Annotated in this window: 19 protein-coding genes; 9 read left to right on the top strand and 10 right to left on the bottom strand. The window is 70.9% G+C overall.

Features of this window, described 5'->3' with window-relative positions:
• Positions 1-173: 173 nt before the first annotated feature.
• The gene (locus OHA77_RS27435; protein WP_406312315.1) at positions 174-623 is read right to left on the bottom strand and encodes a hypothetical protein; all 450 of its coding nucleotides are present in this window, start codon (positions 621-623) and stop codon (positions 174-176) included.
• A gap of 205 nt (positions 624-828) precedes the next feature.
• Positions 829-1767, bottom strand: coding sequence for a hypothetical protein (locus tag OHA77_RS27430; protein ID WP_406312314.1), 939 nt, complete (start codon positions 1765-1767; stop codon positions 829-831).
• 425 nt (positions 1768-2192) lie between these two features.
• On the opposite strand from OHA77_RS27430, the gene OHA77_RS27425 reads away from it, so the two are divergent.
• Positions 2193-2867, top strand: coding sequence for a hypothetical protein (locus OHA77_RS27425; RefSeq protein WP_406312313.1), 675 nt, complete (start codon positions 2193-2195; stop codon positions 2865-2867).
• Positions 2864-4186: a copper amine oxidase gene (locus OHA77_RS27420; RefSeq protein ID WP_406312312.1), complete on the top strand. Its 1323-nt coding sequence runs from the start codon at positions 2864-2866 to the stop codon at positions 4184-4186. Before OHA77_RS27425 ends, OHA77_RS27420 begins: the two co-directional genes overlap by 4 nt.
• Positions 4187-4232: 46 nt before the next feature.
• Here the strand turns inward: OHA77_RS27420 and OHA77_RS27415 are convergent, their stop codons facing one another.
• The gene (locus OHA77_RS27415) at positions 4233-4874 is read right to left on the bottom strand and encodes a DUF4328 domain-containing protein (RefSeq protein ID WP_406312311.1); all 642 of its coding nucleotides are present in this window, start codon (positions 4872-4874) and stop codon (positions 4233-4235) included.
• A gap of 225 nt (positions 4875-5099) precedes the next feature.
• On the opposite strand from OHA77_RS27415, the gene glgB reads away from it, so the two are divergent.
• The 4 genes from glgB (at position 5100) to sppA (ending at position 13133) form a co-directional block, all read left to right on the top strand.
• Positions 5100-7442, top strand: coding sequence for a 1,4-alpha-glucan branching protein GlgB (gene glgB / locus OHA77_RS27410; RefSeq protein WP_406312310.1), 2343 nt, complete (start codon positions 5100-5102; stop codon positions 7440-7442).
• A 212-nt stretch (positions 7443-7654) separates the two neighbouring features.
• Entirely contained in the window at positions 7655-9262 is a 1608-nt protein-coding gene (locus OHA77_RS27405; RefSeq protein ID WP_406312309.1) for a glycosyl hydrolase family 18 protein, read from the top strand.
• Between the two features lie 148 nt (positions 9263-9410).
• The gene (locus tag OHA77_RS27400; protein WP_406312308.1) at positions 9411-11402 is read left to right on the top strand and encodes a S8 family peptidase; all 1992 of its coding nucleotides are present in this window, start codon (positions 9411-9413) and stop codon (positions 11400-11402) included.
• Between the two features lie 30 nt (positions 11403-11432).
• On the top strand, positions 11433-13133 hold the full coding sequence (gene sppA / locus OHA77_RS27395) for a signal peptide peptidase SppA (RefSeq protein ID WP_406312307.1): 1701 nt from the start codon (positions 11433-11435) through the stop codon (positions 13131-13133).
• A gap of 168 nt (positions 13134-13301) precedes the next feature.
• Here sppA and OHA77_RS27390 read toward each other — a convergent pair whose 3' ends face one another.
• From OHA77_RS27390 to OHA77_RS27365, 6 genes are all read right to left on the bottom strand, one after another.
• A complete protein-coding gene (locus tag OHA77_RS27390) occupies positions 13302-13781 on the bottom strand; it encodes a flavin reductase family protein (RefSeq protein ID WP_326825328.1) in 480 nt (159 codons plus the stop codon).
• A 181-nt stretch (positions 13782-13962) separates the two neighbouring features.
• Positions 13963-16209 (bottom strand): transglycosylase domain-containing protein, encoded by a 2247-nt coding sequence (locus OHA77_RS27385; protein ID WP_406312306.1) that lies wholly within the window; start codon positions 16207-16209, stop codon positions 13963-13965.
• Between the two features lie 241 nt (positions 16210-16450).
• Positions 16451-17368: an ABC transporter substrate-binding protein gene (locus OHA77_RS27380; RefSeq protein WP_406312305.1), complete on the bottom strand. Its 918-nt coding sequence runs from the start codon at positions 17366-17368 to the stop codon at positions 16451-16453.
• A 37-nt stretch (positions 17369-17405) separates the two neighbouring features.
• Positions 17406-18077: an ABC transporter permease gene (locus OHA77_RS27375; RefSeq protein ID WP_326825331.1), complete on the bottom strand. Its 672-nt coding sequence runs from the start codon at positions 18075-18077 to the stop codon at positions 17406-17408.
• Positions 18074-18736 (bottom strand): ABC transporter permease subunit, encoded by a 663-nt coding sequence (locus tag OHA77_RS27370; RefSeq protein ID WP_326825332.1) that lies wholly within the window; start codon positions 18734-18736, stop codon positions 18074-18076. Before OHA77_RS27370 ends, OHA77_RS27375 begins: the two co-directional genes overlap by 4 nt.
• The gene (locus OHA77_RS27365; protein WP_406312304.1) at positions 18729-19832 is read right to left on the bottom strand and encodes an ABC transporter ATP-binding protein; all 1104 of its coding nucleotides are present in this window, start codon (positions 19830-19832) and stop codon (positions 18729-18731) included. Before OHA77_RS27365 ends, OHA77_RS27370 begins: the two co-directional genes overlap by 8 nt.
• 291 nt (positions 19833-20123) lie before the next feature.
• Here OHA77_RS27365 and OHA77_RS27360 point away from each other — a divergent pair, with 291 nt between their 5' ends.
• The 3 genes from OHA77_RS27360 (at position 20124) to OHA77_RS27350 (ending at position 23858) form a co-directional block, all read left to right on the top strand.
• Complete coding sequence (locus OHA77_RS27360) at positions 20124-21977, top strand: hypothetical protein (protein WP_406312303.1); 1854 nt, start codon at positions 20124-20126, stop codon at positions 21975-21977.
• A 391-nt stretch (positions 21978-22368) separates the two neighbouring features.
• Positions 22369-22929 (top strand): RNA polymerase sigma factor, encoded by a 561-nt coding sequence (locus OHA77_RS27355; protein ID WP_406312302.1) that lies wholly within the window; start codon positions 22369-22371, stop codon positions 22927-22929.
• Positions 22926-23858 (top strand): hypothetical protein, encoded by a 933-nt coding sequence (locus tag OHA77_RS27350; RefSeq protein WP_406312301.1) that lies wholly within the window; start codon positions 22926-22928, stop codon positions 23856-23858. Before OHA77_RS27355 ends, OHA77_RS27350 begins: the two co-directional genes overlap by 4 nt.
• A gap of 158 nt (positions 23859-24016) precedes the next feature.
• On the opposite strand, the gene OHA77_RS27345 is transcribed toward OHA77_RS27350, so the two are convergent.
• The gene (locus OHA77_RS27345) at positions 24017-25189 is read right to left on the bottom strand and encodes a lipid-transfer protein (protein WP_406312300.1); all 1173 of its coding nucleotides are present in this window, start codon (positions 25187-25189) and stop codon (positions 24017-24019) included.
• Positions 25190-25344 lie beyond the last annotated feature (155 nt).

The raw sequence follows: 25344 nt of genomic DNA, 5'->3' as shown, positions 1-25344 counted from the left end.
CCCGGGGCCGGCGTCGCGGCACCCGTAGCATGCAAACGGCCCGGCCGGCGCCGGGTGTGACCCGTGACAACCCCTGGCGGGCCGGGGACGGGGACTTTCCTCCGGCGGGACGGTGGGCGGACGGGCTGCCCGCATGGAGACACCCCGCCCGCCTCACCGGCGGGCCGCGCGGCTCAGTTGATCCTGGTCATGGCGGAGTCGTAGCCTCCGCCGCCCGGATAGACCCAGGCGCCGGAGACGGTGCCGCCGTCGGCGCTGAAGGTGCCCCGGTAGTACGCCGGAGAACCCTTCTCGCCACCCCAGATGGTCAGGGTGTCGCCGTCGAGTTCGTAGACGTAGTCGAAGGTGTTGCCCTGGCTGTCGTAGAAGCGGGACTTGATGTCCTCGCCGGCCCTGTCCGCGCCGAAGGGCTTCTCCCGGCCGATCACTTCGAAGCCGGTGATGCGCCGGCCGTACTGTTCCAGCTCAATGTCCTGGATCAGGAAGAATCCTCCCTCCAGTCGGCGGAAGGTGACCGTGCCCTCCGCGCCGCCGCTCACACGCCAGGAGCCGATCAACCGTTCCAGCGCCTTGACCTGCTCGTCCGGCTGCGCGACCTGCATGTCCTCGGTGGTTTCCGGCATGGTGTTCCCTTTCTCGCGTTCCGTCATCGACGCCGCATTGCTGCGTTGTTGCCGATATGACAGCCAGGGTCGGGAAAAGGAATCGGTTGGCGGAAGCGACCCGTGTCACACACCGATCTCCGGAACACGGTCGTCAGGTGCGTTCCGATCAATGCCGCCGTGGCCCCGGGTGCGGCGGATGCGCCGGGGCCACGGCGGCGGCGGGTCAGCAGCGGACGAGTAGGCCCGTGATGGCGGAGCAGGTGGCGGAGGCGGTGTCGTTGGCAGGCTGGGGATCGGCCGGGGTGCTGTCGAGGCGGGCGGCCGTGACGGTGAGGTGGTTGCTGATGGTGAGGAGTTGGGTGTGCAGGCCCAGCGTCCTGGTCACCGAGCCGCCCGCGGGGAGGGCGCCGAGGTCACAGGTGGCGGTGCGGGCCGAGGTGTTGACGGTGCAGCCCGGAGCGCTCGGCTGGGCGAAGCCCTTCGGGTAGGTGAAGCGCAGGCGTGCCGCGGTCGCGGCGGCGGGGCCCTGGTTCTTGACGGTCGCGGTGAAGGTGGCGTAGAGGACGCCCAGGTTCTTGGGCGAGGCGTTCAGCGAGACGGCGAGGTCGGCCGCGGGCGGGATGGTGTTGATCGTCAGGTCGCCGAGGTCGGTGGGGACGGGCCCGTCGTCGAAGTTCTCGGTCAGGGTGGCGTGCAGCGGGACGGAACCGGACGCGGTGTTCTTGAAGGGGAGATAGACGACGGTGCGGTTCGTGTCGCCCGGGTCGAAGGAGCTCCAGCCGACGGTGACGGTGCGAGTCACGCCGTCGCCGGTGACGGTCTGCGTGTGGCCCTCCGGGTCGGGCGACCACCAGGAGAGGCTGCCCGCGTCGAGGCTGCTGTCGGCCTCCGGCGCGAAGGTGATCGTCAGCGAAGCCGCCCCGATCGCCCGGCCCGAGGTGTTGGTGTAGTTGAGGTCCAGCAGGGCCTCGTCGCCGGGGGCGACGGTCTTGGGCGCGGTGAGCGTGATGTGTCCGGGCTGCCCGATGGTGATCGTGGTGTCGTCGGCGGCGGCGGGCTGCGGGCCCGCCAGGCCGACGGCGGCCAGGAGCGCCAGCAGGACGCCCGACACCATGGATATCCGGCGGGTACGGCCTGGCGCGGTGCTTGTCGTCGAGGACACGTCTTCTCCTTGGTTCGGCGGAAACAGCCCGGTGGCCGCCGTGCGCGGAGCTCGCCGGTCCCGGTCCGGCACAGGGCCGGAGCGGATGGGTGAAATCGCTCCGTACATGACGACATGCAGAGTGTGACGAATCTTCGTGAAAGAGGAGGCGGTTCTGGCATTTCAGATGAGATCGGCATGATTTTTCTTCAGTCGGAGCGAGCCGCCGGCTGCCGTTCAGCCATCACCGGCTCGCCGTTCGACCGCCGCCGATTCGCCGTTCGACCGCAGCCGGCTCGTCGCACGGTCACCGCCGCCACCGGCCCACCGCACAGCCGCCTCCACCGCCGCAGTGGAATCCCACCGATTACCCGTTCGGGATGACCAATCGTTACGGCGCGACTACAATGCGCGATCATAGGTCAACAATCGGTAAAGAGGTGCTCGTGGGGCGACGGCAGATCATGATGGCGCTCGCAGGGGCGGGGGTGGCCGTCGCCGCCGGGGCGGCGTTCCTGCTGTCCGCCGGACAGGGGTCGCAGGCGGCCGGGGTCGCCCCGAGAGCACCCGCCCCCGGGGATCCGCTGACCGGCGCGGAGGTCGCGCGGGCGACCACCATCGCGTCGGCCACTCTGCGGGCGCACATGACCACCGGGCAGGTCGACCTGCTCTACGTCGAGCGTGACGACGACAAGGACGCCGAGCAGCGGCGGCGGGCCGACGCCTACCTGTACGACTACGCCGGCGACAAGCTGATCGTGCGGACCGTGGACCTCGCCCAGGGCAAGGTCGTGGAGGAGACCGCGACGCGGGGGGTGCAGCCGCCGCCCTCCCCCGCGGAGGAGGTCAGGGCCGCCGAGCTGCTGCTGGCCGACCCGTTGTACGGCAGGGGCGTGCGCGAGTCCTACACCAGGGCCTCCGGCGGCGGGCGGTTGCGGTCCGCCGCCGACCTGGGACTGCGGGGGCTGATCTTCGTCCCCGGTCAGGAGGGCGGGGGTGCGGCGTGCCGGACCCACCGGTGCGTGCGGCTGTTCGTCCGCCTCCCCGGTGCCACCTGGCTGGACACCAGCCGGATCGCCGTCGACCTGTCCGCCAAGAAGATCTACACCCTGGAGTGGTGACCGTGTTCCCGCGCCTGGCTCTCTCCCTGCTCTCCCTTTCTCTTTTCCCGCTCGTCGGCGCCCCCGCCACCGCGCACGCCACTCCTGCCGCGCGTCCCTCGGCCGCAGCCTCAGGACAGGCCCTCGCCCCGGTCTCAGGACAGGCCATCGCCCCGGTGCCCGCCGCGCGTCCTCTGCCCGTCCCGCCCGTACCCGCCGCACCGACGCCCGCCGGGCCGACGCAAGCCGGACGGGCGCCGGCCGTACGGGCACCGCAGGCTCCGTGCAGCGCGCCGTACCGGGTCGACAAGACCCTGCCGAACGGCGCACGCTGGCAGCTCTGCTGGGAGATGCGCACCGTCGAGGGGCTGACGCTCACCAAGGTCGTCTACACGCCCAAGGGCAGCCGCCCGGTCAGCGTGCTGCGCAGCACCGCACTGGCCCAGATCCACGTGCCCTACGACAGCGGCAATCCCCGCTACCACGACATCGGCGCCCTCGGCCAGGCCGCCGTCCCGTTGCAGGCCGCCGACTGCCCCGGGGGCGAGCGCCGGGGGCAGTACGTCTGCGTGACGACCCGGGCGCGCGGCCACGCCTATCTCAAGTCCGGCTTCGACGGGCCGAACAGCTCGGCGCAGGGCCGTGACCTGGTGGTGTTCGCCGCCTTCCAGGTGGGCTGGTACACCTACCTGGCCGAGTGGGCCTTCTCCGACGACGGGGCGATCACCCCCCGCGCGGGCGCGACCGGCTCGCTGGCGGGGACCACCACCGCGCCCGAGCACGGCTGGCCGATCGGCGTGGGCAGCACGGCCTTCGAGGAGAGCCACAGCCACAACATCTTCTGGCGCCTCGACTTCGACATCCAGGGCGAGGCGGGCGACGTCGTCGAGCAGTACGACTTCACCGGGTCCGGTACGGCCAAGCGGAGCCTGAAGCGGACGGCCTTCACCACCGAGACCAAGGCCGTCAACAGCCGGATGCGGTGGTGGCGGGTGCTGGACAGAGGGGTGCGCAACGCCGACGGGCACCCCGTCTCCTGGGAGATCAACAACTCCGACAGCGCGGAGTATCGCGGCCCGGCCGGCGAGACCTTCACCCGCGCCGACGTCTACGTCACCCAGTACCGCTCGTGTGAGCGCCTGGCCACCGTCAACCCGGCACCCGGCTGCGCCACGTCCGTCGACCGCTACGTCAACGGCGAGCGGCTCGCCGATCCCGTGCTCTGGGTCAACGTCGGCTTCCACCACGTCGCCCGCGACGAGGACGCCGACCCCATGCCGACCCACTGGCAGGGCTTCCGGATCACCCCCCGCGACGTCACGGCGAAGAACCCGTACTGACTCACGGGCAGGGCTTCCGCGACGTCACGGGATCACTTCCGTGACGTCACAGCGGAGGACCCGCGTCGACCCACGCGCGACGGCCCTCCTGATACCCGGTGATCCGCAGCACCACCAGGATCGCGAGGACCGCCGCGAGCAGTGTGGGGGCGAGGACGCAGAGCTCGAACCCGAGTGTGCCGCGAGAGAGGGCCCGCCCTCTCATCGCCATGAGCGCCCCGGAGAGCGGCGGCAGCACCCAGATCCCCAGCAGCCAGGACACCCACCAGGCCCAGACCAGCCAGGAGTGCGTCTCCCCGCCGATGTGCTCGCCGCGCACGCCGCCGGGCCTGGACGACACCCAGACGTCGTCCACGATCTGCTTGGGGATCCACCAGTTGACGACCGGGAGGAACCAGCCCAGCACGATGAGGACCCGGAACCAGCGGTGCCGGGCCTGGCTCAGCGTCTCGGCGTTCGCCCGTGCCCGGAAGAGCCAGGCAAGGAAGGCGGTCCCGCCGACGAGGTAGGCGAAGGGCCGCAGGAGGAGCAGCACGACCACCGGCAGATCATCCCAGCCGGTCAGGAAGCCGTCCTCGGACGCCCTGAGCAGCAGCACCTCGAGGCCTGGTCCACCGAGCGTCCAGACGGTGTCGGCGAGGGCGGCGACCCCCAGGGTCACCACCGCCGCGGTGGCGAACCCGCGCACGGGCCGCAGGGTACGGGGTGGTGGGGGGAAGGAATGCATCGCCGTCCTCTATGTGATCAATGGATCGGCGACAGTATTTCCGTAAGCGGCAAGGGCTGACAATCACGATTTCGCCGCTCGCTTCTCTGCACTTTTCACGACACGCATGGTGATAGTGGACAGGGGCATGGGATGGAGCGCCCGGATAGGGCAGGGTTAGGGGATACCGATCAACGGGAGTAATCCATGAACGCGCACTTGGACCTGGAGCGCCTCGCGGGTGGGGCACACCACGACCCGCACTCGATCCTGGGAGCACATTCCGGGCGGGGCGGCGTGACAGTCAGGGCGCTCCGGCCCCTGGCCAAGAAGGTCCAGGTCCTCGCGGACGGCCGGGAATACGACATGAAACATGTCGCCCACGGGGTGTTCGCGGTGACGATCCCCGACCTGGACAAGATCCCCGACTACCGCCTGCGGGTGACCTACCCCGGGGCGGAGCCGTACGAGACGGGGGACCCCTACCGGCACTGGCCCACGCTGGGTGAGGTGGATCTGCACCTGATCGGCGAGGGGCGCCACGAACGGCTGTGGGAGGTGCTCGGCGCGCGGGTGATGCGGCACGAGGACGTGGACGGCACGGCCTTCGCCGTGTGGGCGCCCAACGCGCGCGGCGTCCGGGTGATCGGCGACTTCAACCACTGGGACGGCACCGCGTACCCCATGCGCTCGCTCGGCAGCTCCGGCGTCTGGGAGCTCTTCATCCCCGCCCTGGGCGCGGGCGACCGTTACAAGTTCCAGGTTCTCGGCGCGGACGGGGTCTGGCGGGCGAAGGCCGATCCCATGGCCCGGCGGACCGAGGTCCCGCCCGCGACCGCGTCGGTGATCGAGCGCTCCTCCTACGACTGGCAGGACGACGCGTGGCTGCGGGAGCGCACGGACCACAACGCGCTGGGCCGGCCGATGAGCACCTACGAGGTGCATCTGGGCTCGTGGCGGCCGGGCCTGTCCTACCTGGAGCTGGCGGACCAGCTGGTCGACTACGTGGTGGACATGGGGTTCACGCACGTGGAGCTCATGCCGGTGGCCGAGCACCCGTTCGGCGGCTCCTGGGGCTACCAGGTGACGTCCTACTACGCGCCGACGGCCCGGTTCGGCAGCCCGGACGAGTTCCGTCACCTGGTGGACCGGCTGCACGGGGCGGGCATCGGCGTGGTGGTCGACTGGGTGCCCGCGCACTTCCCGATGGACGACTGGGCGCTGGCCAGGTTCGACGGGACGCCGCTGTACGAACACGCCGACCCGGCGCGGGGCGAGCATCCCGAATGGGGCACCTACATCTTCGACTTCGGCCGCCGGGAGGTGCGCAACTTCCTGGTCGCCAACGCGACGTACTGGCTGCGTGAGTTCCACATCGACGGGCTGCGGGTGGACGCGGTCGCCTCGATGCTCTATCTCGACTACTCGCGGCGTGAGGGCGAGTGGACGCCCAACGAGTACGGCGGGCGGGAGAACCTCGACGCGGTGGCGTTCCTGAAGGAGATGAACGCGGTCGCCTACCGGGACCAGCCGGGGATCGTCACGATCGCCGAGGAGTCGACCGCCTGGCCGGGGGTCTCCCGGCCGGTGCACCTGGGCGGGCTGGGCTTCGGTTTCAAGTGGAACATGGGCTGGATGCACGACACCCTGGCCTACCTCAAGCACGAGCCGGTCTTCCGGCAGTACCACCACCATCAGATGACGTTCTCCCTGATGTACGCCTACTCGGAGAACTTCGTGCTGCCGCTGTCGCACGACGAGGTGGTGCACGGCAAGGGGTCGCTGCTCGGCAAGATGCCGGGCGACGAGTGGCAGCGGTTCGCGAACCTGCGCGCGCTGTTCGCCTTCATGTGGGCCCACCCCGGCAAGCAGCTGCTGTTCATGGGCGGGGAGTTCGGCCAGGGTTCGGAGTGGTCGGAGGAGCGCGGGCTCGACTGGTGGGTGCTCGACTTCGACGGGCACAAGGGGGTCCAGCGGCTGGTCCGCGACCTCAACCGGGTCTACCGCGAGACTCCGGCCCTGTGGAGTCTCGACGCCTCTCCCGACGGTTTCCGCTGGATCGACGCCGACGACGCGGCGGGCAACGTGTTCTCCTTCATCCGGCGGGCCCCGGACGGCTCGGCAGTGGCCTGCGTGGTCAACTTCTCCGGTTCGCCGCACGAGGACTACCACCTCGGCCTGCCCTTCGGCGGCTCATGGGACGAGGCGATCAACACCGACGCCTACGACTACGCGGGCAGCGGCGTGGGCAACCTCGGCCTCGTGACGGCGGTGGAGGAGCCCCACCACGGCCTGCCGTACTCCGCTCGCCTGCGTGTCCCGCCGCTGGGCGCCGTCTGGCTCAGGCATGCCGGCGACAACGTCGTGGAGGTGCCCGTCACGGAGGTCGCGGCCGTCGAGGCGGAGGCGGAGCAGATCCTGGAGGACGCCGCCAACGGGGAGGCCGTGGACGGCACGGTGCCCGGTACTGCCGCGGAGGAGCCCCGGACGGTCGCGGAGGAGCCCGCCGCGGCCGTGCCGTCCCTGTCGCCCGTCAACCGGGCGGAGTAAGTTTTTCCACTCGGTTCCGCAGGGCTGCGGGCCGGTCACGCACCGCGTGACCGGCCCGTTTCGCATCCGGCGAAGGTACGGCGGGCGTACGGCCGGCCGGCGGCGCTCGGAAGACCATTGACCGCCCGGAAACGAGAATCTACTCTTTAGAAATTAATAGGAAACTTTCCTATGAATACGGGGGCTCGGCACTCTCTGACCTGGAGCGACCCTTGCGACGAATCACCATCGGCTCCCTGATCGCAGCCGCAGCGCTGCTCATCCCTTTGGGAATGAGCAGTGCCACAGCCGCCACTCCGGCCACCGCCGCCTACGCCACCGTCACCGACTGGGGCTCCGGCTTCGAGGGGAAGGTCACCGTGAAAGCGGGGACCAGCGCCCTGACGAGCTGGAAGGTCGAGTTCGATCTCCCCGCCGGCATCTCGATCCCCTCCGCGTGGGACGCCGACCTCACCAGGAGCGGCAGCCACTACACCTTCGTCAACAAGTCCTGGAACGGAGCGGTGGCGGCGGGAGCCTCCGTCAGCTTCGGCTTCAACGGCGCGCCCGGCGGGCTGACCGGGGTGCTGAACTGCACGCTCAACGGCGCCGCCTGCACCGGCGGCGGAAACCCCACACCGACGCCCACCCCGACCCCGACCGTCACCCCCACGGTCACTCCGACCCCCACCCCGACGCCGACCGTCACCCCGACCGGCGGCCCCTCGGGTAAGAAGGTCGTCGGCTACTTCACCGAGTGGGGCGTCTACGGCCGCAACTACCACGTGAAGAACCTGGTCACGAGCGGTTCGGCGGCGAAGCTGACGCACATCCTGTACGCCTTCGGCAACACCGCGGGCGGCCGGTGCGCGATCGGCGACTCCTACGCCGACTACGAGAAGGCCTACACCGCCGACCAGAGCGTCGACGGCGTGGCCGACACCTGGGACCAGCCGCTGCGCGGCAACTTCAACCAGCTCCGCAAGCTGAAGAAGGCCTACCCGAACCTCAAGGTGATCTGGTCCTTCGGCGGCTGGACCTGGTCGGGCGGCTTCACCCAGGCCGCGGCCAACCCCGCCGCGTTCGCCGACTCCTGCTACAACCTGGTGGAGGACCCGCGCTGGGCCGACGTCTTCGACGGCATCGACGTCGACTGGGAGTACCCCAACGCCTGCGGTCTCACCTGTGACAGCAGCGGCCCGAACGCGTTCAAGAACGTGATCTCGGCGCTGCGTGCCAAGTTCGGCGCCAACGCCCTGGTCACCGCGGCGATCACCGCCGACGGCTCCAGCGGCGGCAAGATCGATGTCGCCGACTACGCCGGCGCGGCCTCGAACCTCAACTGGTTCATGCCGATGACCTACGACTTCTTCGGCGCCTGGGACGCCACCGGCCCGACCGCTCCGCACTCCCCCCTCACCTCCTACACCGGCATCCCCAAGGCCGGCTTCAACTCCGACGCCGCGATCCAGAAGCTGAAGTCCAAGGGCATCCCCGCGAGCAAGCTGCTCCTCGGCATCGGCTTCTACGGCCGAGGCTGGGCCGGCGTGACGCAGGCGGCTCCGGGCGGCACCGCCACCGGCGCGGCCCCGGGCACCTACGAGGCCGGCATCGAGGACTACAAGGTCCTCAAGACCAAGTGCCCGGCCACCGGCACCGTCGGCGGCACCGCCTACGGCTTCTGCAACGGCCAGTGGTGGAGCTACGACACCCCCGCCACCATCGCCGGCAAGATGACCTACGCCAAGAACCAGGGGCTGGGCGGCGCGTTCTTCTGGGAGACCAGCGGCGACACCGCCAACGGTGAACTCATCAGTGCGATCGCAAACGGCCTCAACTAATATTTCGATCACTCGGCCCTCCGTGTGCGTCACGCCGCGGGGGGCCGAGCCGTTTGTGAAAAGATCCTGATAATCCGGATCAAGCTATTCACTCGCGACAAAAGGCTGCTTAGACTCCGAATCGCCCGTTTGATCCCCCGGAGGACGTGTGCGACTTCGAGCCCTCGTGGCCCTGGCGATCGTGTGCACGATCGCCCCCGGTGTTCCCGCGTCCGCCGACACCCCGTCCGCGCCTCCTCCGGCCGTCGCCCAGGACCCTCCAGCCTCCGTGACGACGCCGGCCCCCACCGAGCCACCGGCACCCGTGACGACGCCGCCGCCCACCGAGCCACCGGCACCGGCACCCAAGTTGGAACCCGGGCTCGCCGCCGACGGGGACGGCGCCCGGGTCATCGTCGAGGTGACCACCCCCGCGGAGGCCGTACCGGTCGCGGGCGAGGCGCGGGAACTGCCCGGTGCCGAGGTCGTCCTCCAGCCGCCGGACACCTCGTTCATCGTGGTCGACGGCACGGGCGAGTCCCTGGCCGCGCTGGCCGCCGACCCCCGGGTCGTCTCGGTCCGCCGGGACCGCACCTACTCCCCCGTCTCGCTGGCCTCGGGCCTGACCCTGATCGGTGCCGACCGGGCCCAGGCGGAGGGGACCACCGGCGAGGGCAAGATGATCGCGGTCATCGACACCGGGATCGACCGGGACCACCCCGCGCTGAACGGCAAGGTCGTCGAGGAGGCCTGTTTCTCCGCGACGGACGACGGTGCGAAATCGCTGTGCCCCGGCGGCGGAGAGACGCAGACCGGCCCGGGCTCCGCCGACGCGGAGACCCCCGCGTGCGTGAACGGCTCCGTCAACCTGTGCGACCACGGCACCCATGTGGCGGGCATCGCGCACGCCGTCGCGCCCGGCGCGGAGATCGCGGCCGTCCAGGTGTTCAGCCGCATCGACGACTGCGACGAGGGGGGAGCCTGCCTGAGCGCCTACGAGTCCACGATCCTGCTCGCCCTCGACCACGTCGCCAGGCTGAAGGACACCCACCCCGGCCTGGTCGCGGTGAACATGAGCCTCGGCGGCGGCCTCTACGACGGGGCGTGCGACGGCGAGGCCGAGGTCGGGCCGATGAAGGAGAAGATCGAAGCCCTCCGCGCCAAGGGCGTGGTGACCGTCGCCGCCGCCGGGAACGAGGGGTTCGCCGGGGCCGGCGCTCCGGGATGCGTCTCCAGCGCGGTGACCGTGGGGGCGACCGACGACGGCGACCGCATCCCCGAGTGGTCCAATCGCGGGTCCGTGCTCGACCTCTTCGCCCCGGGCGTCGAGATCGACTCCTCGGTACCGGGCGGAGCGACGGCGGTCTACAGCGGGACCTCGATGTCGACCCCGCACGTCACGGGCGCGCTGGCGGCGCTGGCCCAGAAGTCCCCGGGCGACGCCCCGGACGCACTCGTCGGCAAGCTCACCGCGGCGGGCCGTCCCGTCGTCTACGACGGGGTGACCACCCCCCGCCTCGACCTGTACGGCGCGCTCACCGGCCGTGCCCCCTCGCCACCCGCCACCCAGCAGCCCGGCTTGGACGACCCGGCTCCGGACCCGGACCCGAGCTCCGGCCCGTCGCCGGAGCCCGATCCGGCGGACACCCCGGCGCCGGCCGACCCCGCCCCGATCCCGCTGCCCACGGTGACGGTCACCGTGACCGTGACCGCCACCCCCGCCGCAACCGCCGCCGCGCCGGCCGTCTGCACCCGGGGCACGGCGAAGAAGACCCTGACCGCGGCCCGGTGGGCCACGGAGATGACCCGGGGCAAGGGGGAACTGACGGACGGGACGCTCGGCTGTTATCTGCGGCTGGTCGCGAAGGCCAGCAAGGTCTTCCCCGAGCTGACCCGCGCCGCCACGCCGGGTACGGCCTACCGGGTGCTGCGGCCCGCCGCGAAGACCAAGCTCACCGGGAAGATCAAGCTGGAGAGCGAACTGCTGGCCGCGTGGCTGAACTGGGCGCACGGCGGGGTCAACTTCACGGCGAAGATCAACGAGTCGACCACGGTCAGGCAGGCTCTCACCGCGGCGGAGCAGCAACGGCTGAAGAGCACTTACTCCTCTAAATACCTCACCATGCTGAAAAAACATGTGAACTCGCGACGTATCGCGTAAGCATGGGATGGGTCGCTTAGGGTGATATCCATGGATGCGACCAAGGTGATCATCGACGGCGTCGACCGGTTCCGGCAGCGGCGCACCGCTCCACTGGTTCTTGAACTCGACCTCACCGAGGGCCTGACCGAGGGTCCTCCGGCCGATCCGCTCAGCGCGCTGCTGGCCATGCGCAGGACGAGCCTGACCGACGTGCTGTCGGCGCTGAAGCGCGCCCGTACCGACCCCCGGGTCAAGGCGCTGATCGTCAAGATCGGCACCCGGCCGCTGGGACTGGCGATGGTGCAGGAGCTGCGCCAGGCCGTGGTCAGCCTCAGGGCCGCCGGCAAGCTCACGGTCGTCTTCGCCGAGACGTTCGGCGAGTTCGCCACCGGGACCATCCCCTACTACCTGGGCAGCGCGTTCGAACGCGTCTACCTCCAGCCGTCCGGCGACGTCGGGCTGACCGGCGTGGCGATGGAGCAGCGCTTCCTGCGCGGCGCGCTCGGCAAGCTCGGCGTCGAGCCCCAGATGGGCCAGCGGCACGAGTACAAGACCGCGGCCAACACCTTCACCCAGGACCACATGACCGACGCCCACCGCGAGTCGATGGGCCGGATCACCGAGTCGGTCACCGAGCAGGTCGTGGCGGGTGTCGCCGAGGGACGCGGGCTGGAGCCGGCCCGGGTCCGCGAGCTCGTCGACCAGGGCCCGTTCATCGGCGCCGAGGCCGTCGAGGCGGGGCTGGTGGACCGGCTGGCCTACCGGGACGAGGTCTACGACGAGGTCAAGCAGGCGGTCGGCGACGACTCGCTGCTGCTCTACGTGGGCCGTTACGGCAAGGGCCCGATCGCCAAGAAGCTCCCGCGCCCCGGCGAGCAGACCGTCGCGCTGGTCCACGGCCACGGCTCGATCCGGCTCGGCCGGAGCGGGCGCAGCCCGCTGGGCGGTGGCAGCTCGATGGGCTCCGACACCGTCTGCGCCGCGCTGCGCGCCGCCCGCCGCGACGAGCACGTGAAGGCCGTCGTCTTCCGGGTGGACAGTCCCGGCGGTTCCTACGTGGCCTCCGACGCCATCTGGCGCGAGGTCGTGCTCACCCGCCGGGCGGGCAAGCCGATCGTGGTCTCGATGGGCGACCTGGCCGCCTCCGGCGGCTACATGGTGTCGATGGCGGCGGACGCGATCGTGGCCCAACCGGGCACGCTCACCGGTTCCATCGGGGTGTTCGGCGGCAAGGCGGTCATCGGCGGGCTGCTGGAGAAGCTCGGCGTGACCTCCGAGACGGTCGGTGAGGGCGCCAACTCCGCGATGTTCTCCCCCACGAACGGCTTCTCCGAGGCGCAGTGGGCACGGATCAACGCCTGGCTCGACCGCGTCTACGACGACTTCGTGAACAAGGTGGCCGAGGGCCGCGGCCTGACCCGGGAACGCGCCCACGAGCTGGCCAAGGGCCGGGTCTGGACCGGCGCCGACGCCCAGGCGGGCGGGCTCGTCGACGAGCTCGGCGGCCTGGAGGACGCCCTCGCCCTGGCCCGGCGGAAGGCCGGCCTCGCCGCCGACTCCCCGGTGCGCGTCTACCCCAAGCTCAACCCGCTGGAGCGGCTGCGCCCGGCGGAGTCCAGCGAGGACAGGACCGCCGCCCTGGCCAGGGTCCGTCTGGAGGCCTGGGGTCCGCTCGCCCACCTGGCCACCGAGCTCGGTCTGCCGTCCTACGGCCCGCTCATGCTCCCCGGCTCCTGGACGATTCGCTAGGACCAATTGATCGACGCCGATAGCCCCATATAGGTTGATCCGCGCTGCCCACCCGGGCGGCGAAGTGCGCAATCGGGGGTCAATCGATTCTGGGCGCTCAAGCCTCTCTGACGCCGGGCCGGGCGGCGTTCCGCCGTGGCACCGGCGCTGCCGGCCGGTACCGCCGGGTCAGCCGACCGGGCGGTACCGGCCGCGGAGCCGTACGAGCGGGAGGACGCCCGGGTTGACGTAGCTCACGTCCAGCACCCGGGCGATGTAGAGGGTGTGGTCACCGGCCGGGACGACCTGGGTCGTCTCGGCCTCCAGGGCGGTCACGCCGCCGTCCACGACGAGCGCCTCGCTCAGTTCCCCCCGGTGGTGCGGGGTGCCCGCGAGCAGCAGCCGGGCACCGGGCCGGCCGGCGGTGGCGAACCGGCTGGCGATCGCCTTCTGCCCGGCGGACAGCACGCTGGCGGCCCAGCGGTCGCGGCGCAGCAGCAGCTCGTTGAGGTAGCCGGTGTTCTCCATGCTCACCATCACCAACTGGGGATCGAGCGAGACGGAGAGGAGGGTGCCGACCGTCGTCCCCACGTCTTCGCGCTCGTCCTTCACGGTGATGACCGTCACCGCGGTCGGCACCTGCGCCATGGCCTCGACGAACGCGTTCATCTCAATCCTCCAGCGTGCAGACCCCGGATATCGGTCCGGGGAGGAGTCGGACCGCCATCCTCCCGGAAACCGGGAGCCTCCCGGCTCCCGGGGGCGGCCGACACCGAGGGCGACCCGCCCGGCCGTCACCCCCGGTTCGTGCCCTCCCCGTCAACCCCGGTTCCGGCTGTCCCCGGTTCCGTCAGCCCCGCTTCCGGCCGTTGCCGTGACCCCGGCCGGGGCCCCGGTTCCAGTCGTTCACGTTGCGCCCGACGTCCTGGGGGCCGTTCTGGACCACCCGGCTTTCGGGTTCCACGCGCTTGGGGGAGCACGACTGGCCGCAGCCGCCGAAGCGGGCGGAGTCGATCGGGTGGAAGGAGGTGGCCTTGACGCCCTTCAGCGCCGCCATCATGGTGTCCTTCCAGATCGGGCCGGGAAGGCTGGCGCCGGCGACGATGCCGTAGTACGTGCCGCCGATGGTGACCCCGGTGAGCTTGTATTTCGTCGAGCCGCGGGGGTCGCCGATGCTCACCGCGCCGGCCAGGTCCGGGGTGAACCCGGCGAACCACGCGGTGGAGTATGCGTCCGTGGTGCCGGTCTTGCCCGCCGCGTCACGGCCGATGCCGCCCACCCCGCGCATGGTGCCCTTGGTGAACACGCCGGACAGGATGTCCGCTGTGGCGTCGGCGACCGCGGGGTCCAGCGCCTGCCGGCACTGCGGCGCGTAACGGGTCACCTTGCCGTTGCGGTCGGTGATCTGGGTGATGGCCATCGGCGCGCAGTACTTGCCGCGCGCGCCGATCGCGGCGTACGCGTTGGCCACCGTCACCGGGTCCATCTCGTTGATGCCGAGGGTGAAGGTCTCATACTCCTGCAGCGCCTGCCCGTCGGCCCGCTTGATGCCCAGCGACTTGGCGGTCTGCACCGTCTCGCACAGCCCCACCCGCTGCTCCAGGGAGACGAAGAAGGTGTTGACCGAGCCCCAGGTGCCGGTCTGCAGCGTCTTGAACCCGGGCGAGCCCTCGTCGTTGGTGACGGTGTGGGTCGGGTCGCCGATGTTCTCACCCTTGCAGTTCTTGAACGCCGCGTAGCCCGGGGCGGTGTAGCCGGCACCGGTGGTGATGCCGTCGCTGATCTTCATGCCCTTCTTCAACGCGGTGATCAGGGTGAAGGTCTTGAACGTCGAGCCCGCCTGGAACCCCGTGCCGCCGCCGTGCGCCGCGTCGGCCACCACGTTGTAGGACATCTCGTTTTTGGCCTTGCTCCCGCCGTACTTCCGGCTGGCCGCCATCGCCTTGATCGCGCCGGTGCCGGGCTGCACAAGCGCCTCGGAGGCCATCGCGTTGTCGGAGGCGTACACCCGCTTTTTGATCGCGCTGTCCGCCGCGGCCTGCATCTTCGGGTCCAGCGTCGTTTTGATCGTCAGCCCGCCGCGGTTGAGGAACCGGAGGCGGGCCGTCTCGGTCTTGCCGAACGCCGGGTTGCCGGAGATCTCGTTGCGCACGTAGAAGCAGAAGTAGGGGTACGGGCTGGACTCGCACCCGCCCGGCAGCGGCGTGCCCTTGTAACCGAGCTTCGCCTTCTTGGCCTTCGCGGCCTCCTCCGGGGTGATCTTTTTGAGCTCCGCCATCCGGTCGAGCACGACGTTGCGCCGGTCCAGCAGTCGCTCACGCTGCTTTTTGCCCAGGTCGGGATCGGTGCTGTTGGGAGCCTGCACGGCCGCCGCCAGGGTCGCCGCCTGCGCCAGGGTGAGCTTGGACGCCGGCACTCCGAAGAACCGTTTGGCCGCCGCCTGGACCCCGTTGGCCTTCGCCCCGAAGTAGGCGATGTTCAGATATTTCTCCAGGATCTGGTCCTTGGAGTACTTCTTTTCGACCGCCATCGCGTAGCGCAGCTCGTTGAGCTTGCGCCCGTAGCTGGCCTCCAGCGCCTTGTCCTTGTCCTTGTCAGTGTCAGCCGAGTTGAACAGCACCTGCTTGACGTACTGCTGGGTGATGCTGGAACCGCCCTGGCTCACCCCGCCCGAGGAGAGGTTCTTGGCCAGGGCCCGCATGGTCCCCTCAAGGTCGATGGCACCGTGCTCGTAGAACCGGTAGTCCTCGATCGCGACGATCGCCGTCTTCATCTCCTCGGAGACCTCGCCGAGCGGCACGACCTCGCGGTACTCGTCCCAGAACTGCGCGATCTGGTTACCCCTGGCGTCCAGGACCGTCGTCTTCTCGGCCAGCGGAGGCTCCTTGAGGTCCACCGGCCTGAGGTTCAGCTCGTCCGACGCGGAGACCACCACCGCTCCCGCTCCGCCCACGGCCGGCAGCGCGATGAGACCGGCCAGCACCCCCGCGGCCACTCCCACTCCGGCAAGTCGTGCGATCTTCCACCCGGCCGACGTGCCGGTTCCGGCCTGCTGCGACCTGACGGCAGTGAGCAGTTGTGCGACAGGCGCACGCATAACAGTCCTCCCCATAATCACCCCTTGGACCCGCCTTTAACCTATAGGCAAAGTGATGGGATATGACCTGTATGCGGAGTGGAGGCACCTTCCGGTCCGGCGACCCGCCGGCCGTCCCCGCGCCCGTCGGTCTCCGTCCGCCCGGCCGCTCGCGCACCCCGAACCGCCGCAGGCACCCCGGACACGGTACGGCCCGCGCACGGAGTCCGTGCGCGGGCCGCAGCCGATGGGACCGGAGGAGCTAGGCGAGGCCGTTCTTGGTCAGCCAGTCCTTGGCGACCACGGCGGCGTCGTCCTTGTCGACCGAGATGCGCTTCATCATGTCGACGAGGCCGGGGGTGTCGAGCTTCGCGGAGATCGCGTCCAGCGTGGTCTTCGCGGTGTCGTTCAGACCGGCCTTGTTGGCCAGCGGCACGATGTTCTCGGAACCGAAGGCGTTCTTGGTGTCCTGGAGCGACACCAGGCCGTTGAGGACGATCTTGGGGTCGGTGGTGAAGACGTTGCCGACCTGGACGGTGCCGTCCTTGATGGCGTCGGCGGTGGCGTCACCGGTCTTCTTCCACTCCTTGAACTCCAGGCCGTAGGTGTCCTTGAAGTTCTTCTCCTGCCGGGACTGGAACTCCGGCGGGCCGCCCACGGCGTAGTTCTTGGAGACCTTCACCAGATCCTCGATCGTGGTGAGGCCGTCCTTGGTGGCGGTCTCCTTGGTGACGGTCAGCGAGTTGTTGTCCTCGGCCGCGGCCGGCTCCAGGACCTCCAGCTCGGCCGGGAGCTTCTCCTTGAGCCCGGCGACGATCTCCTCCTTGGTCTTCGCCGTGGTCGTCTTGTCGACGAAGGCCAGGAGCGAGCCGGCATACTCCGGCAGAACCGTCAGGCCGCCGCTCTTGACCTGGTCGTAGAGCACCTCGCGACTGCCGATGTTGAGCTTCTTCTCAACCTGGACGCCCTTGGCCTCCAGGGCCTGGGCGTAGATCTCGGCGAGCAGGACGTTCTCCGGGAAGTTCGCCGACCCGACGACGACCTTGCCCGCCGGGGCCGCCGACCCTGAGGCCGCCGGACTCACGGACGCGCTGGTGAGCGGGTCGCCGCCGCCACCGCATGCGGTAAGAGTAAGCGCCGCGGACAGGAGGATCACCGCGGAGCCGAAAAGGCGCTTCATCGTGCTTTCCCTTCCAAAACAGGGGGTAATGAGGAGATTAGCGTATGGACTGGCGCTGGCTCACCCCCGCGGAGACCGTGAAACGCTGCACCAGCCCGAAACCCAGCTGGACGATCAGGGCCAGCAGCGCCACCAGCACGGCCCCTCCGATCGTCCGCGGGAAGTCCTTGGTCGCGAGACCGTCGACGATGTAACGTCCGAACCCACCCAGCCCAACATAGGCGGCCACCGCCGCCGTCGAGACCACCTGGATCGCGGCGATCCGCAGGCCGAGCAGGATCAGCGGCAGCGCGACCGGCACGAGCACCCGGCCGAGGACCTGGCCGCCGCGCAGGCCCATGCCGTACGCGGCGTCGCGCAGATCGGGGTCCACCCCGCGGATGCCCTCGTAGGTGTTGACCAGGATGGGCGGGATGGCGAGCGCCACCAGCGGGATCAGCACCGGGATGATGGTGCCGACGCCCATCAGCAGCACGATGAGCACGAGCAGGCCCAGCGTCGGCAAAGCGCGAGCGGCGTTGGCGCTCAGGATCGCGAACAGCGCACCCTTGCCCGTGTGGCCGATCCACAGTCCCAGGGGGAGCGCGATCAGCATGGCGAGCAGCAGGGAGAGCCCGGAGAACTCCAGGTGCTCCAGCAGCCGGGTGGGGATGCCGTCCGGGCCGGACCAGTTGGCGGAGTCGCCGAAGAAATCGATCAGCCAGTTCACGCGGACCCCCTTGCCCGAGACCACGGGGTGAGCAGCCGCTGCGCCAGCACGAGGAGCAGGTCGGCGACCGCCGCCAGCGCCACGACCAGCACGATGCCCACGATGATCGGGGTGTAGAACTGCCGCTGCCAGCCGTCGATGAACAGGTAGCCCAGTCCGCCCCTGCCGACCAGCGCGCCCACGCTGACCAGGCTGATGCTGGAGACCGCCGCCACCCGGAGCCCGGCCAGCACGACCGGGACCGCGATCGGCAGCTCCACCTGGAGCAGTCTGCGCAGCGGGGTGAAGCCCATGGCCACCGCGGACTGGCGCACGTGGTCGGGGACCGAGGTGAGCCCGTCGACGACGGCCGGGATCAGCACCGCCATGGCGTAGAAGGTGAGCGGGATCATGACGGTCGTCCGGGTGGCGAGACCGGTGATCGGGATGAGCACGATGAAGACGGCCAGCGAGGGCAGCGAGTAGATGACGTTCATCAGGCCGACGGTCGGCTGGTAGAGCCAGCGCCAGCGGACACCGGCCAGCCCGAGCGGGAGCGCGACGAGCAGCCCGATGACGATCGGCACCAGCGCCATGACGACGTGGTCCTCCAGCAGGCCCTGGATGGTGGGCCAGTTGCGCCCGATCCAGTCCCAGCGGACCAGGGGTTCCTCATGCACCGACGCCTCCGGCGACCTTGCCCAGCGCCTCGTCCAGCGCCTCACGGGTGACGACGCCCACGGCCACGTCGTCGCCGTCCACCGCGATCGCGCTCCCGGAGGGTGACAGCAGCGCCGCGTCCAGCGCGGCGCGCAGCGAGTCGCGGCCCTTGACGAACGTCCCGTACGGCGCGAGCGGCGCGTCCGCCAGCGTGCCCGACTCCGGCAGGTCCGCCACGGCGGCCCAGCCCAGCGGCCGGCCCTTGTCGTCCACCACGGCCAGCCAGGGGTCGGTCGTGCCCCGCACCGAGGAGACCTCGGCGGAGGCGGGCACGGTCAGGTCGGTGCGTAGCCGCAGCCCCTCGTCGGAGACGAACGACAGCCGCCGGATGCCCCGGTCCCGGCCGAGGAACTCGCGGACGAAGTCGTCGGCGGGCCGGGTCAGCAGCGTCGAGGGGTCGGCGAGCTGCGCCAGGTGCCCGCCGACCCGCAGCACGGCCACCCGGTCGCCGAGCTTGATGGCCTCGTCGATGTCGTGGGTGACGAACACGATCGTCTTGTTGAGCTCGGCCTGCAGCCGGAGCAGCTCCTCCTGCAGGCTCGTCCGCACGATCGGGTCCACCGCGCTGAACGGCTCGTCCATCAGCAGCACCGGCGGGTCGGCCGCCAGCGCGCGGGCCACGCCGACGCGCTGCTGCTGGCCGCCGGAGAGCTGGAAGGGGTAGCGGTCGGCCATCTTGAGGTCGAGGCCGACGCGTTCCAGCAGCTCCATCGCCCGGTCCCGGGCCTTCTTCTTGTCCCAGCCGAGCAGGTGGGGCACCGTCGCCACATTGTCGACGATCTTGCGGTGCGGAAAGAGCCCGGCCTGCTGAATGACGTAGCCGATACCTCTGCGCAACGTCGGCGGGTCGATGGTCTTCACATCCACGCCGTCGAGGAGGATCCGGCCCTCCGTGGCGTCGATCATCCTGTTGATCATCCGGAGGGAGGTCGTCTTGCCGCACCCCGAAGGGCCGACGAACACGGTTATCTCACCCGTGGGCACCTCAAGGCTGAGGTTGTCGACGGCGACGGTTCCGTCGGCGTAACGCTTGGTGACACCAGCAAATTCGATCATGTGCAACCTCTTGCTTCCCGGCAGGACTGCGGCTGCCGGCCACAACTGCCCCATGATTCAGCACGGGCCACCCTATTGCCGACATTCCCGATCTGTCTTCCTGCCTTCCGCAGAGGACCTCAGCCAAGCGCAACAACTATCGAATGGGCATTTAATCCTGCGGAGAACCTCAACAGATCGGCATGATTACCCATATCGTGGAGATTGACACCTCCAGTGCCACACGTATCACCGGGCCCCACGGCCCCGCTCTTCACCACGCTCGCCCGAACTCCCAGAGGAACCGGTCTCGTGCCCCAACCGCTCCTCGGTCAGCGCACGCGCGGCGAACTGATCGCCGAGCTCTACGACCGTCATGCCGCCGGACTGTTCGCATACTGTCACGACCAGCTCGGCGACCCCGGATCCGCCTGCGCCGCGCTGGCGGCCGTCCTCGACTCCGTCACCGAGGTGGAGCCCCCGCGTGCCGCGCTCTACGCGGCCGCCCGTCGTGAGATCTACCTGCGGGACGTCGTCTACGCCCCACCGGCCGCCGGCACCGACCCGGTCGCCGCCTTCGTCGAGCGGGTGCTGCGCGACCTGCGCCCGCACCAGCGCGAGGTGCTGTACCTGTCCGGCGTGTGCGAGATGGGCACCGCCGAGCTGTCCTGGGTGCTCGACGTGGCGGCCGACACCGCCGACGAGCTGACCGTGAGCGCCTGCCGCCGCTTCGCCCAGTCGCTGAACCTGGCGCTAGCCTCGGTCCAGGTGCCGGACCAGCTGGCCGACGTGTTCGGCGCCCTTCCCGTCGCCCCGGTCCGCGACGTGCTCGTCCGCGCCCCCTGGGCCGTCCCGCCCGCGGCCCTGCGCGCCGCCGCGCTGAGATCCCAGCCCGGTACGGCCCCCGCCCCGTCCTCCCCCGCCCTGCGGGTCAAGCCGCTGTGGCCGACGGCTCCGGCCTGGCCGCCGCCGCTCCCCGAGGCCGCCGACGACAGGCCCGCTCCCTCGGAGGACTTTCCCGACCCCTTCTCCTTCCGTGGCGTTCCCGCCGCCTTCGCCGCCCCGAACCCCGGCGAGGTCTCCGCACACGAGGCCACCACCGAACCGATGCCCAAGCTCAGGGACACCGTCCTGACGGCCCTGGACGACGTGGTCTCCCGGCCCCGGCGGCCGAGGCTCCAGCGGCCGCGACCGCGCGGCGCGGCGCCCCTGCCCGCCGCCCCGTCCGCGTCCCCGCTGTCCGCCCCGCTCCCGGCCGACGTGCTCGACGACCTCCCGTCGGAGAAAGCGTTCCGCCCCCTCACCCCCGAGGCGCGGGCGGCCCTGATCCACACCGACCGGCTGGTCGCCGCCGCGCCCCGCGAGGAGGCGGCCCCCGCCGCCTTCCGGGACGACCCCGCCGAGGCGCCCGAGCACCTCGCGGGATCGGCACCCGCGCCGGCCCACGATGGGACCGCCACCGCGCAACCGCCCCTGCCCGGCTGGCCGCTGCGGCTGGACGAGCTGGACGTCCGGGCCGACGTCGGCCCGGCCCTCGCCGCGGACCGGCCCGGAGCCGGGCGGGAACCGCACCCCGAACGGCCGGCGACCGGCCGGATGCCGTCCCCGGAGTGGCCGGACATCGAGCGGACGCCGTCCCTGGAATGGCCCGCTACCGAGCGGATGTCATCTCCGGGGTGGTCGGAAGCCGAGGGAATGCCGTCCCCGGAACGGCCGAAGGCCGAAGGGATGCCGTCCCCGGAGTGGCCGGACATCGAGCGGACGCCGTCCCTCGAATGGCCGGAGACCGAGCGGACGCCGTCCCCAGAGTGGCCCGAGGCCGGGGGGATGCCGTCCCCGGGGTGGCCGGACGTCGAGTGGGCGCCGTACGCCAAGCAGCCCAGGAAGGACACCAGGCGCCCCAAGCATGCCGCCCGGACCGACGCCCCACGACGGCCGGAGTCTGAGGCGGAGCCGGAGACGGACACGCCGGACGGGACCGGCGAGGCGGCCGACGCCGGGACGGCGCAGGTCAGCCGCCCGAGGCGGGCGGACAGGCGGGCCCGCCGGGAGCAGCGGCAGGCCGGGCGCGGCGAACGCCACCACGACTGGGTGTGGGAGCTGGTCGGCTTCCTCGTCTGCGTGGCGATCGCGATGATCGTCTTTTTCCTGATGCCGACCAGGTGACGGCGGAGGCCCGTCCAGGCCGTCAGAGCCGGCGCTCCCGGACGGCGGGCGTCGCCCTGGTACTCCTCCGACGACTGCTCCACCGTACGCCGCGCCCCGTCAAGCGACTGCTGCCGGCGTAGCAGCAGTGCCCAGCACGATGTCGGGGTCACCGGAGAGCCGCCATGGTGAGCGGAGACACGGGGAGCCTCCGGCACCCGTTCAGGCGGCGGTCCACCGTCGGCTGTCCCGAGCCGTCCAGCACTGCGGACTCGGCCTCGTCCTACCGGCGAGACCGGAGCAAGGGACATTTCCCAAGGTTTCGCTGATTGCGGAGAAATGATCCTGGCATCTTCGACATGAAGGGGTGCACACGACCCCATCACCGAGGAGGCCACCGTGGGAACCGCCCATGGGTGACGACCGAAGAATCCTGTTCGAGAGGGTCTATCTCGATACCTATGGACAGATCCTCGGCTACGCGATGCGCCGCTGCGACTCCCCGGAGGACGCGGCGGACGTGGTGGCCGAGACGTTCGAGATCGCGTGGCGGAAGGTCGACGACCTGCCGTCCGGCGAACAGGCCCGGCTCTGGCTGTACGGCGTGGCACGCAACGTCCTCGCCAACCATCGCCGGGGCCGGCTCCGCCGGCACACCCACCAGACGGCGCTGCGCGAGGACATCGCCGATCGCTACGCCCGGACGCCCTCGCCCGAAGAGCACGTGGAACTCGGCGCGATAGGCCATGTGTTCCGTGAGCTGTCCGACGACGACCGCGAGCTGCTGTCGCTCGTCGTCTGGGAGGGCCTGGACGCCGGGGAGATCGCACGCGTCCTGGGCGGCTCCCGCAACGCCGTACGCATCCGGCTGCACCGCGCCCGCAGGCGCTTCTCGCGCGGGCTGGCGGCGGCGGGCGTCGAATCCATTCCGATGGGCCGGGACCTGCGGCTCACCACGGGGAGGTCACTGTGAGAAACATCCATGAGCCGCTGGACCGGCTGGCCCGCGTCCGCGACGGCGAACTGACCGATCAGGCGTCCGCCGCGGGGGCGCGGGCACTGCTCGCCTCGATCGTCGCCGGCCCTGGCGCGACCACCACCGCCGTCACCGCACCGGCACCGTGGCGGCTGCGGATGCCGCGCCTGGCGGCCGGAGCGCTCGCGGCCGGCGTGCTCGTCACCGGCGTCATCGTCGGCCCCGGCGTGCTCGGCAGCGGAAGCGCCACGAGCTACGCGAACTCCGCCATCGACATCGAACGGGACGGCGACCAGTACGTGGCCCGCATCAAGGACCCGTTCGCCGACCACGCGAAGTACACCGAGGCGTTCCACGCGGTCGGCCTGGACATCGAACTCCGCCTGGTGCCCGCCTCGCCGACCGGAGTGGGGAGGTTCCTGAGCTTCATGTGGGGGAAATCCTCCGGTGCCGGACCGGCCCGCTCCACCTCGGGCGGCTCCTTGCCCACCCTGGCGTTCACCCCCCAGAGCTGCCGGCCGGATCAGGACGACTGCGGGATGACGGTGCGGGTCCCCGCCGACTACACCGGCAGTATGCGCCTCTCACTGGGGCGCCGGGCAGAGCCGGGAGAGGAGTACGAGAATCGCGAGTGGGCCACCGCGCCCGGCGAGATGTTCGACGGAGTGCGGCTGCAGGACGGCCGTCCGGTGGACGCCATGCTGGCCGAGGCCCGCAGGCGCGACCTGACCGTGGAGTTCAGCCGCATCCGGCCGGATGCCGAGCCCGGCGCCCTGTCCTTCGAGCCGCTCCCCGCGGACCAGGTCGGAGCCGACTGGACCGTCTGGCACGCCTGGCAGGTGAAGGCCGGCGTGATCCGATTGCTCGTGACGCCCGAGCGCCTGCCGGAGAACCCGTTCGAGAAGGGAGCGCACCTCCCCTCCTGACCTCACAGGCGGGTACGGCCGCCGCGCGCGGCAGCCGTCCAGGTTGAGCGCGCACCGCCGGACACGGCCCTCGCCCACCACACGGGCGGGAGCCGTACCACCGCCCCGGTCACCGGCGCGGCCGATCACCCGGCTCGCCGCGGGCACCGGGGCGGCCGTCACTCCGCCGACAGGACCAGGCCGCTGGTCGGGACGCCGGTGCCCGCGGTGACCAGGACGTTGCGGACGGCGGAGACCTGGTTCACCGAGGTGCCCCGGATCTGCCGGACGGCCTCGGCGATGCCGTTCATCCCGTGGATGTAGGCCTCGCCGAGCTGGCCGCCGTGCGGGTTGACCGGCAGATGGCCGTCGAGCTCGATGCCGCCGCCGGCCACGAGGTCACGCGCCTCGCCCCGGCCGCAGAAACCGAGCTCCTCCAGCTGGGTCAACACGAACGGGGTGAAGTGGTCGTACAGGATGGCGGTCTGGACGTCGGCGGGTCCGAGGCCGGACTGCTCCCAGAGCCGGCGGCCGACCACCCCCATCTCCGGCAGACCGGTCAGGTCGTCGCGGTAGTAGCTGGTCATCATCATCTGACCGGCCCCGGCGCCCTGGGCCGCGGCGGTGATCAGGGCCGGCGACCGGCGCAGGTCCCTGGCCCGCTCCGCCGAGGTGACCACCAGCGCCACCGCGCCGTCGCTCTCCTGGCAGCAGTCGAGCAGGTGCAGCGGTTCCACGATCCACTTGGACGCCTGGTGCTCCTCCAACGTGATCGGGCGGCCGTGGAACCACGCGGCGGGGTTGGCGGCCGCGTGCCGGCGCATCGCCACGGCCACCCTGCCGAAGTCCTCGGAGGTCGCACCGTAGGTGTGCATGTAGCGCCGGGCGAACATGGCGACCCAGCCCGCCGGGGTCATCAGCCCGTACGGCACGTGCCAGCTCATCTCCAGGCCCAGGGAGGACGGCTCCCCGCCGACCCGGGCGTCGGGCTGGCCGAACCTGCGCCCGGAACGCTCGTTGAACGCGCGGTAGCAGACCACGGTCTCGGCCGTCCCGGTGGCGACCGCCATCGCGGCGTGCAGCACGGTGCCGCACGCCGCGCCGCCGCCGTAGTGCACGCGGGAGAAGAACGTCAGGTCGCCGATGCCCACCTCGCGGGCGACGGCGATCTCCTCGTTGGTGTCCTGGGTGTAGGTCACCAGCCCGTCCACGTCCGAGGGGCTCAGCCCCGCGTCGTCCAGCGCCGCGGACACCGCCTCGGCCGCGAGCCGGAGCTCGGACCGTCCTGACTGCTTGGAGAACTCGGTCGCGCCGATGCCGGCGACGGCCGTACTCCCCGAAAAGGAGACCACGTCGGTGAGAGCCTTTCTACCGGGGACCGCGGAGGGGCCGCCCGCCGGACAAACCGCCGCCGGGGGGCGTCCACCGGCGGCCCGCCTGCTGGGGACCGTCTGCGGGGAAACGTCCTGCTGGAGACCGTCTACGGGAGACGTCTGCGGGGATCGCG

The sequence above is a fragment of the Streptosporangium sp. NBC_01639 genome (assembly GCF_045209755.1).
In the GTDB taxonomy this organism is placed as follows: Bacteria; Actinomycetota; Actinomycetes; order Streptosporangiales; family Streptosporangiaceae; genus Streptosporangium.
The sequence above is the reverse complement of the archived record's forward strand: the minus strand, read 5'-3'. Positions and strand labels throughout refer to the sequence as shown.